Raw genomic sequence first — 15752 nt, forward strand, 5'->3', positions numbered from 1 at the left:
AGCCAGAAAATTTATTTTCTGGCGAGTATCCGACTTTTGCAAGAGGTCTAATAAAAAATCCCCGGTTTTTAGCCGAGGAATTGTCAACAAATTAGGGTGTAAAAGACTACAATTAGTGGGGCTTCCCAATCTCTAGTCTCTTATTTGATTCGCGGATGAGCATCTTGTCCATCCCAACAGACTAAAGTGGGTATAGCAAAGGCTTTAGTTTGGTAAGCATTTTTAACTGCTACCCAGTTACTAGCGATTGGCATTCGCCAACCAGTGCCGAAGGCGCGGTCAGTAATTTTTAAGCCCGGAGGTGCTTGTCGCCGTTTAAATTCTGCGCGCGCAACCATCTGGATAACTCGGTCTACAATCACAGGATCGTGTCCTGCGGCGGCGATTTGTACAGCTGATTGGTGGTTGTGAATCAGACGCTGCAAGATATCGTCTAAAATATCGTATGGTGGTAGCGAGTCTTGGTCTAATTGACCTGGTTTAAGTTCGGCGCTGGGTGCTTTGGTGATGATGTTCTGCGGGATGACTTCACCATTGCTATTTAACCAATCGCAAAGTGAATAAACGCGAGTTTTGGGTACATCTGCAATCACTGCTAACCCACCGTTCATGTCACCGTAGAGGGTACAGTAACCAACTGCGATTTCTGATTTATTGCCGGTTGATAGTAGCAGATAACCGAATTTATTGGCGATCGCCATTAATAAATTACCCCTAATTCGGGATTGGATATTTTCTTCTGCTAATCCAAACTCAGTATCTCCAAACAAATCTGCTAAGCTGCGGTCAAAGCCTTGCATTAAGTCGCCAATCGGGATAGTAGTGGTTTTAATCCCTAAATTTTCACCTAAAGCCAAAGCATCGCCGATAGAATGCTCTGAACTGTAAGGCGAAGGCATTAGTACACCCAAGACATTTTCTTTACCAAGAGCAGCTGTGGCGATCGCTGCAACCAATGCAGAGTCAATACCACCACTTAAACCCAGCACTACTTTAGAAAAGTGACATTTGCGTGCATAATCCCGCACACCCAAAACCAAAGCGTGCCAGATTTCCTCATCTTCAGTTTCATATGCAGGTGCAACAGAACCTAACTTTAAATCTCGTTGCGCTTCATCAAATTCAATGATCACCAAGTCACTTTCAAAACCACGGCCACGACACCTAATTTCACCTTGACGATTCAAGGCAAAACTAAAACCATCAAAAATTAGGTCATCATTCCCCCCAACTTGGTTAGCATAAATTACGGGTTGTTGAAAACGCATCGCACTATGTCTGAGCATGGCTTCACGAAACCGCTGCTTACCAAAACTGTAAGGCGAGGCAGATAAATTAACAATTAAATCTACACCCAAAATTGCTAAATCAGCGATGGGATTTGTGGCGTAACTACGTTTACCCCAGAATTCTTCATCATTCCACAAATCTTCGCAAATAGTAACACCAATATGGATGTTATCTAAGGTGAAATAATTAGCTTGTAACCCTGGTTCAAAATAACGATTTTCATCAAATACATCGTAAGTGGGCAAAAGTCGCTTATGAAAGAATTGCTTAACTTTGCCTTTCTCTAACAAAGCAATGCTATTAAATAAACTTTTGCCACCAGTAACATGGGCTTTGAGATTCTGTTCTACAGTGCCAACCAACACAGCTAAATTAGGCGGTAAATCGCGAGCTAATTGTTGCAATGTCATGCCCATTGCTTCAACAAAACTGGGATTAAATAACAAATCCCGTGGTGGATAGCCACACAAAGATAGTTCTGGTGTTAACAGCAAACGTGTGCCTTGGGCTACCGCCCGATGTGCTGCTGCTAAGATGATCTGAGCATTTCCAGGTAAGTCACCGATAGTAGGATTAATTTGAGCGATCGCAATTTTCATTTTGTTTAATCATTAATTATTGGTTATTAGTCATTGGTCATCCCTTTTCCTGGCAAAGATGCTACGCGTAGCAAGATCCCGTAGGGTACGCTATGGGGCAAGTTGTCATTAGTCAAAAGCAATTAATTTTGGCTTTTAACTGTACGTAGCAATTAGTTAAATAAACACTAATGGTTTATCTTTGAAGGGTGCAAAAGCCACAGCATCAAACTTATATAAACTAGCCGGTCGTCCTGCTCCTCGTGATACTTTAATGCCGGTATCACATAAGAAACCTAACTTGAGTAGACGCGCCCGAAAATTAGAATAATCGGAAAAATTTTCACCTAAAACTGTGGTGTATAACTGATATAAATCATTCAAGGTAAAAGTTTCTGGCAAAACTTCAAAAGCAACTGGGCTATACTCCAATTTATTGCGTAAACGTCTGTGCCCATACGCCAGAATTTCGTTATGATCAAAAGCTAATTGCGGCACTTGTTTGACTGGATACCAAGCTATGCCAGTGACGCGATCAGCAATTAATTCTGCTTCCTCAAACCGCACCAAGGCAAAGTAACTAACTGATAAATAACGCACACCATAGCTATCCCTTGCTTCCCGTGGATCACGATTTGGCCCACCAAAAGTATATAGTTGTTCCAAATAAAGATTGTTCACCTTTATTTTCTCCGCCATAATTCGATAAGCGGCATCCTCTAAAGATTCTCCCGGACGTACCAAAGTACCGGGAAGACTCCAAGAATTTAAAAATGGTTCTTGCTGTCGCATTACTAATAAAACTAACAGCCGATTTTGTGCGGTATCTACAGAAAAAATTACATTGTCAACACCTACCTTGAAATCAGCCAAAGGTTGTTGATTTAACGGAGTTGAAATTTTTTTTGAGTTGCGTTCTGGCATTTGTACAAATGCTGTTGATTAATATAAGCGACTACAGGAGGGGTAAGGGCTTCAGGATTTCCATGTTCGCGATACGCCGTTGAGGAAATATCCAAACCCGTAATAGCGGCGATCGCAATTTTCCCTCCCTGTTTTTCCACTGCCTCCAAACTAGATTTATCTATTGCATATCCCGGTCGTGGCACAATCAATAATTGCACTTGCTGTAACAAATCTTCAATATGATACCAACGCGGCAATTGTTCGAGTAAATCTGAACCGATAACTAATGTCAAATCAGCATTTGTACCCCAATGTAGTTTCGCTTTCTCCACTGTTTCCAGTGTTCTAAAGTTACTCAATTTTTGCTCTAAAGCAATGTTGTGCTGTGGTGCGTCTATATCATTAATCAAAAGTTGCAGCATTGCCGCCCGATGTGACAAAGGCGTTTGATGTGACTTAAACGGGTTATCTGCTGCCCAAACCGCTACGTAATCATAAAACTCAGACAACCAACTCAGAATCGCCTGATGTCCAGCAGTTGGTGGATCGGCACTAGTACCAAACAAAGCAATCCTCATCATTTACCTCTGACTGGGGAATTGGGAACTTGTACTGAGCAAAGTCGTACCCCTGCAAGCTACGCGTAGCGTCTTTGACAGGAGAAGTATGGGGAATGGGTAAAGAACTTTTCATACTTGCTTTGTGCTTTTGATTCGTTTTTTAGTCTCCTCAGTCAACACCCGTAATCCTTCCGAAATCTCAACATACACCCCAACAGGATGATCTAAACGCCGCGTCTGTTGTGGCAAACTAGCAACTGAGATGGCGGTACGTTGGCGAATTGCTGTCAAAGTTTCTGGTGGTTGTATTTGCTTACCTTCTTGCATTACTAACTGCAATAAGGGTTTTGCTTCCAGAAAATTTTCATCTACCAATCCCAACCTGTCTGTCTTTAACTTACCTCCCGATGTCAATGAGCGAAAAATCTGCTTACGCCCTGGATATGTGCCTTTCCCACTTGAGTTTTTCATGACTGGGATGCCATCTATTTCTACAAGTTTGTAAACTCCATTTACAGGTGAACCCGTGACTAGTTTTGTTCCCAATCCATAACCATCAATCTCGGCCTGTGCTGCTTTTAGCCTGGCAATTTCCCACTCGTCTAAGTCACCACTAGCAAAAATGGGTACATTGGGAAGGAGCGATCGCACCTGTTTAGATAAGCTAACTAAATCTCCTGAGTCTAATCTGACACCAGTTAATTTAATTTCCCCAGAATTTACTTTTTGAGCTAAGCGTTGGGCAGCAGCAACCGTATCGTATGTATCAATCAACAATGGCGCACCCGGAAAATATCGATGAAACGCGCTAAATGCCCGCTCTTCAGAGCCTTCGATTGCTGATAGTGCCATCACCAGAGCGTGAGCCATCGTACCACTTGGTAGCTGTCCTAGTTGTAGCGCTGCTAACACATTTGAAGTGGCATCCAAACCACCTGCCAAAGCCGCCCGCGCCGCCCACAATGAGGCTTGAGGACTAAATGCCCTTCTAGTACCAAATTCCAGGAGTGTTGCTTGCTCTCCTGCAACATCGCGTAACCTTGCTGCCCTACTTGCAATTAAAGTTTGGTAATTAATAGTATTTAATAAATAAGTTTCTACGAGCTGTGCTTGCCAAAGAGGTGCTTCTATCCGTAACAAAGGTTGATTGGCAAACACTGCTGTGCCTTCAGGTACTGCCCAAACATCCCCGGTAAAACGCCCCTGGGCTAACAGTGACCAAAAGCGATCGCCCGCCTGAGCAAAAATTCCCGTCGCCTGCAAAGCTGCAATCTGAGCAGAACTAAAACGGAATTTTGTCAAATATTCCAACGCTTGCGCTAGCCCCATGGCAATTAAATAACCAAAATCCTCTGGCAACCGCCTGACAAACAACTCAAAGCTTGCCTTGCGTTGTTCTATACCTTCACCTGTGTAACAAGCCGCCATCGTCAATTGGTAAAGGTCAGTCAGTAAGCTGTAGTCATCCGCACAGAGGTTCAGTTCTTGAGTGGGGTAACTTTGCAGTTGCTGAGTATTGGTATGTACATAGCCTAAATCTGAAAAAGTTGTCATCAGAACTCCCTTACAAGAATGCTTCTTCTATTTATGGTAATATTCACCATAAATAATGTCAACTATCAAAAAAACTAGTTAGTATATTGTTGAGATACATGGTATTTACGGTTGGATTAATATTGTGTTTATTAATTATTTAACATATTTTAATAGTTTTCTATAAATAATGGAGAATGGGGAATAATAGTAATAACTAAGTCGCCCACAAGTGGTGGCAAGTTTTTAAACCTTTACATTTTTCGATAAATTAAAGGGAATTACATCGATATAGCGATCCGTTTCGGAGTTTCAAGCAAATTTGTCCCCTATTCCCTATTCCCTATTCCCTAATTAAGTTACAATTAGAGTCAAAGGGAAAAGTTAGAGTAGTGAACAAGTTGAAGTATTGCAAACATATCTGAAAAACTATTGCAGATATTCTCAATATATTGAGAAGTAGAGCGAGTGAAGAATATCAGAATTAGAGTATAAACATCACAATTAAAGCGACTCAAAAAAAGGAGTCTTAATATTATGGCTATTTCCAGAATCATTGCTCGTGTAACTCAGTATATTTCTGAAGCCGTAATGCGGATTTTTGGCCCTACTGATGATGCTTATCCTTCGATAGGCGTACAACCTTTTACAGGCGATCCTTACAAAGAAGGCACAGCTGATAATTGGTAGATGACGCCACAGCAAAACATTAATAAATAAATGACATTTTAAAATGTGACTGATTACAAGGCATGATGTTCTTCTCATGCCTTTTTGCTTATATTATAGGTATTCTTGAATAACGAAAACTTGTCGGCTGGATTTGGGTTGGTTCTGCTTTTTGACGCGAATCAGGCGATTTTGCAGTGCGATCGCCCAAGTAAGACTTTGTGACTTAATATCTTGTAAGTAGGCGTGGAGAGTTTGAGTTTGTCCTAAATAGTCTCTATCAGTTTTGCAGATAATGATGCCGTTGTGAGCAATGCCGCTATTATGTAAAGCAATAAAGTCGTCACGGTTAAGAGTGATGACAATTCGCTGGTTTTGTGTCGCAAAAATTAGAACTTCCTCATCAGGGATACCTTGATTTGCTTGTCCTGCTTCGTAGGAAGTGAGGACATCGTAGCCTAACTGCCGCAGTTCTCTGACTATATCCATAGGAAAATTCTCATTAGAGTAAAGCTTAACCATCATCATCCTCAGTGAAGGTGATGATTGCTCGATCTAATTGTTCTTGGTGCTGTTCATAATAAGTCCAGGCAGCTTGTAGATCATTATGGGTTAGGGTAGGATAGTTTCGCAGTAACTCTTCTTCATCTGCTCCCTGTTGGCGAAAAGCCACTAGCGTCCATACAGGGATGCGCGTGTTGCGAATGCGCGGCTGTCCACCGCAGACACCGACTGTCACTTGAATTGGCTGGTTGCTTAGTCGCTGTTGTAAAAAGATGCGCTCTTCTAGAGTGAGAGATTCAATAATTTGTACTAGTGAATCAACTAATCGCGTGTTCATCATTATTTTTATTGATTACTTTCGCAGCTTTTCCACTTGGTTATTATCTATAATATTTGGCTGCTGATTAATGAATTCTTCAAATAAGCTAAAAAATCTGTCTACTGCACTTCGTTCATCCGCAGAATTAAAGAGAATGATACTTGCCCATAATTGTCCAGTTTCAACCTGAAATTTTTCTCTAATCCATTGTAAAAATTTTTGAAACTCGCTCTCTTGTTCGGTTAAAGGTATACCAAGTTCGCGCCGAGCAAAATAGTATCCATCCAAAAATGCCTGAAGATTGAAGATGGAATGTCTGCCTAGATACATTGCAGGTCTTTTTTTTATCTTTTGTAGTAAATCGTATAGATTATCCATACTCAACTCACTTAATGGCTTGATTCAAAAGTAAATTTCGGTTATTTGAAATTCTTTCCCTATATCTAGAATGGGTGAATAGAGATTTTGCATCCAATGCAATCTAGTAATTCCTTGATAGTGGATGTTATCAAAGACAACTTCAATACTATCTATTTCAATGAGAATACCTTCATGATGGCCAGTGGTAGCAATCAATTCTCCAATACTATCATCATAGATTCTGCCGTAGATTGGATCTTGTGAGCCTGTATCCAATTTAATGTGCTTACCATGAACTCCTTGTGATACTAAAAATTTTTTCATGGCTCTGGCACAAAGAATACAATCAAAAATTCCGTAATTCCTGGCAATCTGAATAATTTGTTGATAGATGACATCATCTTTCTTCAAAATCATTAATTATCTTGCATACAGTCAGCTATAGTAATTTGTACAGTAATAAGTTGCTGATTTTCATCCATTACGTAATTTTTGGTTATTTCTAGCATTTTTTTAACATCAGATTGTTTGCAAATTCTATTTACTATTTTGACGCTGTTATTACACAACTAGCTGCGTCGCCAAATTTTGATATTTCCGCTACCATCACCAGCAGCCAGCCAATTTCCATCGAGGCTAAAGGCGATGGAATGAACTGAGTCAAAATGACTGAGAGTGGAAATTGTTGCACCTGTTGTCATTTGCCATAATTTGATAGTTTTATCAGAACTACCACTAGCCAGTATTTGCCCATTATTACTAAAAGTGATATGTGTAACTCGTTCGGAATGACCTTTTAGGGTAAGAATTTCTGTGCCTGTTTGCACATTCCATAGTTTGATAGTTTTGTCACTACTACCACTAGCCAGCATTTGCCCATCACTACTAATGGTGATGCAATTAACCCAGCCGGAATGACCTTTTAGGGTAAGAATTTCTGTGCCTGTTTGCACATTCCACAGTTTGATAGTTTTGTCACTACTACCACTAGCCAAAATTTGCTCATCACTACTGATGATGACAGATTCAACTCCACTAGAATGACCTTTTAGGGTGCGAATTTCTCTACCCGTTTGCACATTCCACAGCTTGATAGTTTTATCAGAACTACCACTAGCCAGTATTTGCCCATCACTAGTAAAAGCAACAGAAAAAACCCTGTCAGAATGACCTTTTAGGGTGCGAATTTCTTTACCCGTTTGCACATTCCACAGTTTGATAGTCTTGTCGTTACTACCAGTAGCCAGTATTTGCCCATCGCTAGTAAAAGCGACAGAAGTAACTGACAGGGAATGACCAGTGAAAGTGTAAATTTCTCTATTGGTTGCTATAGACCACAGCTTGATACTGGCACCACTACTAATAGCCAGAATTTGTTGATCATCAATGAAGGCTACGGAACTAACTGATCGAGAATGACCAGTGAGAGTGCGAATTTCCTTACCTGTAGCTACTTGCCAAAGTTTGATACTGGCATCACTACCACTAGCCAAAACTTGCTCATCACAACTGAAGGCTACGGAACTAACTGACCGAGAATGACCAGTGAGAGTGCGAATTTCTTTAGCTGTTTGCACTTCCCATACTTTGATAGTTTTGTCATGACTACCACTAACCAGAATTCGCCCATCACTATTGAAGGTAATGGAATTAACCCAACCGGAATGACCAATGAGAGTGCGAATTTCCGTACATGTTTCCATTTCCCACAGTTTAATAGTGTTGTCATGACTACCAGTAGCCAGAATTCGCCCATCGCTACTAAAGGCGATGCAATTAACCCAGCCAGAATGACCACTAAGGGTACAAATTTGTCTACCAGTTGCTACTTCCCATAGTTTAATCGTGTAGTAATAACTACCACTAGCTAGAAGTTGCCCATCACTACTAAAGGCGATCGGATTACTATAGTAGGAATGAGCAGCGAGGGTACGAATTTCTCTACCTGTTTGCACTTCCCATAGTTTAATAGTTTGATCATGACTACTGCTAGCCAGAATTTGCCCATCACTATTGAAGGCGACGGAATAAACATGGGAAGAATGACCTTTTAGGGTGCGAATTTCTCTACCAGTTGCCACTTCCCATAGTTTGATAGTGTTGTCCGAGCTACTCCTAGCCAGAATTTGTCCATTACTATTGAAGGCAACGGAATAAATATGGGAAGAATGACCAGTGTTCGCGTAGCCTTCCTTCGGAAGGGTGCGGATAAGTTGAAATGTAGTTGATGAAAACAAGTGAATTACTGAATCTGCTACACTTGCTAAGATATCTTCCTTGGGGCTAAGGGCTATCTTTCCAGAAATCCCCAGAATCTTGTGAACGCATTCCCAAGATGGGGGCGTGTAGGGAGGAGATGTTACAGGTTGTGTTGATGCTACTATCCCCGCATCCAATAAATCTAACCATTCCTGCACCGATTGGGGACGAAACTTGTAATTTAACGCCATTCCCCTCATAACTGCCTCATTCACCCGATCGCCTACACTCGAATTCAATTCTTTAGGCGATCGCATGGTAAAATTTTGCAGTCTAGCTGGCGCTGGCATCGGCAATTCTCCACTCAGCAAAGAGTACAACGTGGCGGCTAAGGCGTAAACATCAATATATTCTCCCCGTTCGGCATTAGGTGCATACTGTTCTGGAGGCGCATAACCATGAGTAACACTCTCTGTATGCTGTAAAACTGCACCGGCAATAAATTGTCTAGCAAGACCAAAGTCAATTAGTACGGCCTCTGGTTTACCCGCACGCATCATAATATTACTCGGCTTTAAATCCCGATGTAGTAAGCCGCGATCATGAACTACAGTTAAAGCTTCGCCAATTTGCCTAATATATTGCAGTGCTTCGGCTTCTGGTAATGCTCCTTTTTCAGTTATCAGCTTCCCTAAATCTTCGCCTTCGATATACTCCATCACCATGCAGGGAAAATTACCTTCATCAAAGGCATTTTCTACCTGTACAATATGAGGATGGTGACACAAAGCCAGTCGAAAAGCTTCATCTTGAAAGTCTTGCCGTAATTTATCTTGATGTGATATCCAGTCAGGATGATTGAGGATTTGTTCTCTGAGGGTTTTGATGACTCGCAACTGGTCGCGTCGATTTTTCGCCAGATAGGTTATACCTATGCCACCTTCGCCTAATTTTCTCTCGATGATGTAGCGATCGCCAAATAACTGCTGTCCTGGATTCCACACCATAGATAAAGACCGTAGTTTTACTGATATTTTATTTTGACACATCGTAAATATCAGTTTTTGGCAGTAAATAGAGAGTTTCGTTATTAAATAGCCACCTCTGCTTGTGTCAGAAAAGTTTCAATTACTCATAACATTTTCAAAAGTGACTGGATTACAAGTTATGGTATTATTATCATGCCTTTTAGCAGAAGTTTTAAAAGGCGATCGCTTTTTTCAATTTTGTAATAAACTCTGCAAATTCCCCTGACAGATAAACAGGTTCAGAGATTATACGGGACTTAACAATCGCTGCCATTCTGATAGATTAACCCACTTGCTCATAGATTGAGTTTCATTGACAAAGTAACTTGAAATCAAACATTACAGTTTGAGTGTTGGTTATTTTATTAACTGGTTGCTTGCATAAATGCCTTTTTTACTGGTGATGACTTTACTTGGGGGGATGTGGTTCGACTTCGCTCACCAATCAAGGAGATGGGAAGGCTGGGGAAACTGGGGAAAAAGATAATTTCCCATTCCCCATACTTCTCCTGTCGGAGACGCTACGCGAACGACTTTGCTCAGTACAAGTTCCCAATTCCCCATTCCCAAGCAACATCGCTTAAGGATTAGCAGATTTCTCCAACAGTTCTTTTTGTCGTAACCAATCTTGACCTACTTGGATACTAATATCTGAGCCGAGATTACCAGTACTTTCTACTCGCACTTCCCCAAATCCTAAAGTATCGCGAATGGATTCAGCACTGTTGCCATCTCCTTGTTGAGCGACAATGTGAGTTACCTCTAAAGGCTCATTCCAAGGTTTAGACACATAGATATTGCGATATCCAGCTTTTTCTAAGGCTCTAATCAATGGTCTGAGGTTGGAGCGATCGCCACCTGTGCTATCTTGAATTGCAACTCGCAAAGATGCCGGATCAGTTATTTGCTGTCCTTGTTCTGATTCCAAATCAAAATGTTGGGCCATAAGTTTGGCAATACCATCATCGTTGGGCAACCAGTAGCTTGCATCATACTTGCCTGGGTCACTAAAGTTACCCGGCAGTAATAACTGCTGAATCTTTTTGGATTTATTAGCGTCATTTGCAAAACGTAATAAAGCTGCTAACTCTTCACCAGTCATGTTGGTGTCGATATTTTCTTTTACTACATTGAAAATTTCAGGTAATCGCTGTAATGTATTTAAATTCAGGGCCTGTTCCATCAAGGCACGCATAACCATCTGCTGGCGCTGAATTCGGCCAATATCTCCTAACTCATCACGCCGAAAACGTAGCAATTGCAGTGCCTGATTGCCATTGAGATGATGCTTACCAGCTTTCAAATTAATGTATAAGTGCTGGGACTCATCTATATATTTCATATCTCTGGGAACGTAGACTGTTACCCCACCCAAGGCATTAACTAGCTTCTCAACTCCGAGAACATTAATGCGAACATAGCGATCAATTCCCACTCCACCCAAGAGATTACTGACGGTCTTGGCACTCAAAGCAGGCCCACCCTCAACATTAGCGGCATTAATCTTTTTGATTCCGTGCCCCTCTATTTCTGTACGGGTGTCTCTAGGAACAGAAAGCATGACCATTTTTTTCGTCTCTGGATCAAATTTGGCCAAGAGGATCACATCGGCAAGACCATCAAAAGAATTTACTTGAGGTAAGTATCTGAGATTTTTGGTTTCGGCGGGAGGGTTGTTAACATCTGGTGGTAGTACGCTCATCCCCATCACCAAAATATTAACTGGACGCGTTAATTCCGAAAATCGCAACCCACCTCCAGAGAAGCGATCGCCATCAAACACTGCCTCTTCCTGTGGGCTAAGCTGAGCTTGTTGTAAAGAGGTACTAGTTAACGATACTGCCAACAGCGCCCCTGCTGTGGCTGACACCATTGCAATTCCGCTCATACCCACCCAAAACCATAGCCAACGCCCTGATTTTGAGTTCTGAGAATTTTTGCCGTTGACTTTAGAGGCTTTTCCCGAATGGTTTCCTTCCGCCGAAGTTCTTTGACTGGTCACAGACTTCCTCACACTTAAACTGAAAAAACTAAGTAAAATTACAGGTTAAAAAATATACAAACAGTTCAATTCATAATAGCTAATTCTTGATTATCGATGCTGAATTTTTCACTGTTGTAGCGACCACAACACTTATAACAGCATTTATCTTTGTTTGGGCAAAATAAAATATGTATTACTTGAAGTATGGCAATAATAAACTCGATTTGACCAGGTTGGTAGGTAAATAACCCGTAATTTATTAATAAGCGAGTAAGAATACCGACCACTTTTGATTTAGATAAATTAGGCTAAGTACTTACTAAGTATTCTTTGAGCAAAACTGCTAAACCCCGGTAAACGCTTAGACTTGCCTTGGATGAGGCGAAACATCAACCAAACACTTACTAAAAAATAACCAGAAGTCAGAAAGCTATTGAGAACGAATACACGCAGTGTGAAAAAATCTGAAGTTGCTGCTCCGGTTCCTAGTAAAAAGTATCCCAATAGCCAAGTTAGCGCTAAGGTAATTGACAGACGACTGATGTTAAGTTGTTCCCGACTTCCCCGCCGACGGTAGAGAGTCCACAGCGAAGGAAAAAAGCCAATGATCGGAATCAAATATAGAAGTAGCTGTGTTTTGGGAATTGGGAATTGAGAATTTTCTTCTTCATGTTCCTCTGTCCCCGCGTCCCCACATCCCCGCGTCCCCGTGTCCCCACATCCCCGTGTCCCCGCGTCCTCATTCCCCATTCCTCATTCCCCATTTCTTCAATATTATCCATTTGGGTTAGTGTAACTCCTAAACTAGAAGGATGAAACAGAATCATATAGTCAGAGATAATAGGCTGTAAAGAAGAATTTAGTTCTATCCCGCAATCAGCTCAAAATGCAGACACGCAAGCTTCTCGACTGGTGGCAGACACTCACACCGATAGCTCGAATCGGAGCGATCGCACTGTTCGCTCCGCTGCTAGTTCTTAATGGATGGGCATTTTCGGCAATTTTCCATTATTTCCATTCTTTGATAGTCATTTTAGTCGGAGCCTCAGTGCTGGCATTTCTGCTTAACTACCCCGTCAGTTGGATGGAGTATCACGGTGCTAGGCGAGAGCAAGTCGCTATTTTAGTATTTTTGCTAGCTTTGTCAATTTTATTGGCTTTGGGTCTTACCCTGTTTCCACTGGCTTTGACTCAAGCTCAGCAATTGGTGGCTCGCTTGCCAGAGTTGATTGACTCTGGACGCTCTCAGTTAATGATATTAAATGAGAAAGTCGAGACTTTTGGTTTACCGATTAACCTTGATGCTTTGGTAGTACAAATTAACGATCGCGTCAAGGGGCAACTACAAGCGATCGCCGGACAAGTTTTAAATTTGGCGGTAGTTACAGTCACTAGCCTGCTAGATTTTCTGTTGACGATGGTTTTAACTTTTTATCTTTTGCAACATGGAGATGAACTCTGGGAAAGTTTAGTAGAATGGCTACCCACTAAATTTCGAGATCCTTTTTCCAAAACAGTGCGCCTGAGTTTTCAAAATTTCTTTATTACTCAGCTGATTTTATCTACTTGCATGGCATCAGCCTTAATTCCTTCCTTCTTGTGGCTGAAAGTACCATTTGGTTTGCTATTTGGCTTAACGATTGGCATTATGGCTCTTGTGCCGTTTGGCGGTTCTGTGGGTATTGCTTTAACTACCCTGTTGGTAGCACTACAAGATTTTTCCATGGGGATAAGAGTGTTGGTAGCGGCGGTGATTGTACAGCAAATTCTCGAAAACTTGATAGCTCCCAGAATTTTAGGTAGTTTTACTGGTTTAAACCCTGTTTGGATATTAATTTCGGTCTTAACAGGAGCCAGAATCGGCGGCCTTTTGGGTGTGATTGTGGCTGTGCCAACTGCTGTTGTGATTAAGACTGCTTTAAGCGCTCTACGTCCTGTATCTTTAAGTAGCGAGACAGGCGTTAACACAAGTGAGGAAATAACTGCACCCGTTACAACAGATGAATCACCAAAAGTTGACGCTAAAAACCCTTTGAGCATCTCTGAAGCCACGTTACCTTAGTGCAGGCAAGGGAGCAGGGAGCAGGGGGAAAGTTACACATAGATCTCCCCCTTGCAAAGCGTACTCTGCCCCTCCGCCTCTTGCCAATTCCCTACTCCGGCTCAACAATTGAACCCATAAATAGAATATTTCCTGTCTGATTATCTCTGATGGCACAGAAGAAGGGGCGATCAACAATCATTTTGAATGGCTCTGGTTTTGGTTGAAAAGATGTTAACTCCATGCCTACTGAAGTAGCCGCAGCGGCTTCTGTGCCTTCTTCATTGACTTCCACAAAAGTCTTGTGCTTAACTTGGCTGATGGCAAAATTTTTCCCCATTCCAGAAAAGTTAGCTTTTCTGCTAAAAGCTTCCTCCATACCCAGAGCTTTTAAAGTATCGTTAAGCGTAATATCATAGTCTGTTTTGAAGCGGGGTAAGCGGATAAACCCGGCTCTTTTTTTGAACTGAGTCATCCATTTCTCCCATCTCTCAAAATTTAAGTTTTGGTGGAAAGCTTTGAGGTTAGAGTTCTTCTTGGGCAAGAAGATATAAAAACTCACTTTACCATCTGTACCATAAGGTAAACTAACTGCTTGAAACTGCTCGTTTTCATAATATCTGTAATCACCTTTTTGGGACATCATTGGATGTTGTTTTTGCTGTCCAGATGTCAGATAAAATGGGTGAGGTGCAGTTTGTTTTTTATCAAATTCATTGCTCCAACTACCTTTAAAATATATGGCATTGATGAGAAACAGTACTTGATTTGGCTCGATTGTCTCAACAATTTGGTTAATTTTACCGCGAGTATTTTCCTTGACCCAATTATTAATAGTGTTAGGTGCAGCAGGATCTTTAAAGTTTAAATTAGTAACTTTGGCTTTAAAGAAATCCTGAGTTATTTGGAGAAAATCTGGTTGAAATCTAACATCTTGATTTGCCCAAAGTGAGTTAGCAATAGTTAATTGTACTTTGCTATCTGGATTTTCTAAAAGTTGCTTTAATGAAGCGTAAGCAGAGTTAATCTCTTGAAGACTCATCCCCTGTAATTCTAGGGTTTTGGCCATTGCTTGTTGAGTCGAACCGCTAGCGCCATTGTAGGTCATAGCTAAAGCGATCGCAACACTCGAAGGCGAGATAAAAACGTTCTTTTTATAACTATCGCTTTTTTGAATTTCTGAAAATAACTTGAAGCCAAACCTATTATTAGCATCAACAATTTTTGTCTCAGAATTCACTGTTTTTTTGGGTAATGGTAACTCTCGCTGAGGCTGCCCAGATTGGGCAAATGCACTCGTATTATTGACCTGGGAACAACCTAATACACCACACAAAACTACGCTTGCTGCTGCTAGAACATAACGTCTTCCCAAGCTCACACCATAACGTCTTTGCAAAAAATTTTCTTCCACACCGCTAAATTTCTGCCAATGCATTCTACCACCTCTGTTGCCAAAGTTGTTTGATGTGTGTCTAACGGGACTTAGACAAATCATGTCTCAACTGTTTACTATTGCATTGGCCATACCAGAAAGATGGCACTGTTACGAAAACTGTAACAGTTTTTGTAACAGTAATTTTAGTTACCAAAAAAGGTAGAAAACAGGAGCAAAACTTAATTACGAATTACGCGCTTCGTAGCGTAAAGCCTGCGGCATAGCTTCGCTTAGAGCGAGTCCTCGATAGCGTTAGCGTTAGCGAAGCGGTAGCGAGGTACGAGCGTCAGCGATAGCGTAGCGTAAAGCCTACGGCATAGCTTCGCTTAGAGCGAGTCATCGA

At 41.4% G+C, this 15752-nt stretch carries 14 protein-coding genes; 2 read left to right on the plus strand and 12 right to left on the minus strand.

What is annotated here, in order from left to right; genetic code table 11:
* Positions 1 to 140: 140 nt before the first annotated feature.
* The 4 genes from AC5JMF_RS21610 to AC5JMF_RS21625 form a co-directional block, all read right to left on the minus strand.
* A complete protein-coding gene (locus AC5JMF_RS21610; protein WP_495797766.1) occupies positions 141 to 1889 on the minus strand; it encodes an NAD+ synthase in 1749 nt (582 codons plus the stop codon).
* 156 nt (positions 1890 to 2045) lie between these two features.
* Positions 2046 to 2792 carry an NUDIX hydrolase gene (locus tag AC5JMF_RS21615; protein ID WP_495797767.1) on the minus strand — a complete coding sequence of 249 codons (747 nt, stop codon included), beginning with the start codon at positions 2790 to 2792 and terminating at the stop codon, positions 2046 to 2048.
* Entirely contained in the window at positions 2753 to 3352 is a 600-nt protein-coding gene (locus AC5JMF_RS21620; RefSeq protein ID WP_495797779.1) for a nicotinate-nucleotide adenylyltransferase, read from the minus strand. The genes AC5JMF_RS21615 and AC5JMF_RS21620 overlap by 40 nt, the downstream gene beginning before the upstream one ends.
* A 111-nt stretch (positions 3353 to 3463) precedes the next feature.
* On the minus strand, positions 3464 to 4888 hold the full coding sequence (locus AC5JMF_RS21625) for a nicotinate phosphoribosyltransferase (RefSeq protein ID WP_495797768.1): 1425 nt from the start codon (positions 4886 to 4888) through the stop codon (positions 3464 to 3466).
* A 516-nt stretch (positions 4889 to 5404) separates the two neighbouring features.
* Between AC5JMF_RS21625 and AC5JMF_RS21630 the strand changes: the two genes are divergently transcribed.
* Positions 5405 to 5557, plus strand: a complete 153-nt coding sequence (locus AC5JMF_RS21630) for a hypothetical protein (protein WP_495797769.1) — start codon at positions 5405 to 5407, stop codon at positions 5555 to 5557.
* A 93-nt stretch (positions 5558 to 5650) separates the two neighbouring features.
* Here AC5JMF_RS21630 and AC5JMF_RS21635 read toward each other — a convergent pair whose 3' ends face one another.
* From AC5JMF_RS21635 to AC5JMF_RS21665, 7 genes are all read right to left on the minus strand, one after another.
* Positions 5651 to 6064, minus strand: a complete 414-nt coding sequence (locus tag AC5JMF_RS21635; protein ID WP_495797770.1) for a DUF5615 family PIN-like protein — start codon at positions 6062 to 6064, stop codon at positions 5651 to 5653.
* Positions 6051 to 6380: a DUF433 domain-containing protein gene (locus tag AC5JMF_RS21640; RefSeq protein WP_495797771.1), complete on the minus strand. Its 330-nt coding sequence runs from the start codon at positions 6378 to 6380 to the stop codon at positions 6051 to 6053. Before AC5JMF_RS21640 ends, AC5JMF_RS21635 begins: the two co-directional genes overlap by 14 nt.
* A 12-nt stretch (positions 6381 to 6392) precedes the next feature.
* Positions 6393 to 6737, minus strand: coding sequence for a hypothetical protein (locus tag AC5JMF_RS21645; protein WP_495797772.1), 345 nt, complete (start codon positions 6735 to 6737; stop codon positions 6393 to 6395).
* A gap of 24 nt (positions 6738 to 6761) precedes the next feature.
* Positions 6762 to 7136 (minus strand): papain fold toxin domain-containing protein, encoded by a 375-nt coding sequence (locus tag AC5JMF_RS21650; protein ID WP_495797773.1) that lies wholly within the window; start codon positions 7134 to 7136, stop codon positions 6762 to 6764.
* 152 nt (positions 7137 to 7288) lie between these two features.
* On the minus strand, positions 7289 to 9925 hold the full coding sequence (locus AC5JMF_RS21655; RefSeq protein ID WP_495797774.1) for a WD40 domain-containing protein: 2637 nt from the start codon (positions 9923 to 9925) through the stop codon (positions 7289 to 7291).
* A 601-nt stretch (positions 9926 to 10526) separates the two neighbouring features.
* A complete protein-coding gene (locus AC5JMF_RS21660; protein WP_495797775.1) occupies positions 10527 to 11948 on the minus strand; it encodes an LCP family protein in 1422 nt (473 codons plus the stop codon).
* Positions 11949 to 12233: 285 nt separating this feature from the next.
* Positions 12234 to 12680, minus strand: a complete 447-nt coding sequence (locus tag AC5JMF_RS21665; RefSeq protein ID WP_495797776.1) for a hypothetical protein — start codon at positions 12678 to 12680, stop codon at positions 12234 to 12236.
* Positions 12681 to 12816: 136 nt separating this feature from the next.
* Between AC5JMF_RS21665 and AC5JMF_RS21670 the strand changes: the two genes are divergently transcribed.
* A complete protein-coding gene (locus AC5JMF_RS21670) occupies positions 12817 to 13992 on the plus strand; it encodes an AI-2E family transporter (RefSeq protein WP_495797777.1) in 1176 nt (391 codons plus the stop codon).
* 91 nt (positions 13993 to 14083) lie between these two features.
* Here AC5JMF_RS21670 and AC5JMF_RS21675 read toward each other — a convergent pair whose 3' ends face one another.
* The gene (locus AC5JMF_RS21675; RefSeq protein WP_495797778.1) at positions 14084 to 15409 is read right to left on the minus strand and encodes a serpin family protein; all 1326 of its coding nucleotides are present in this window, start codon (positions 15407 to 15409) and stop codon (positions 14084 to 14086) included.
* Positions 15410 to 15752: the final 343 nt, after the last annotated feature.

The sequence above is a fragment of the Desmonostoc vinosum genome (assembly GCF_059505385.1).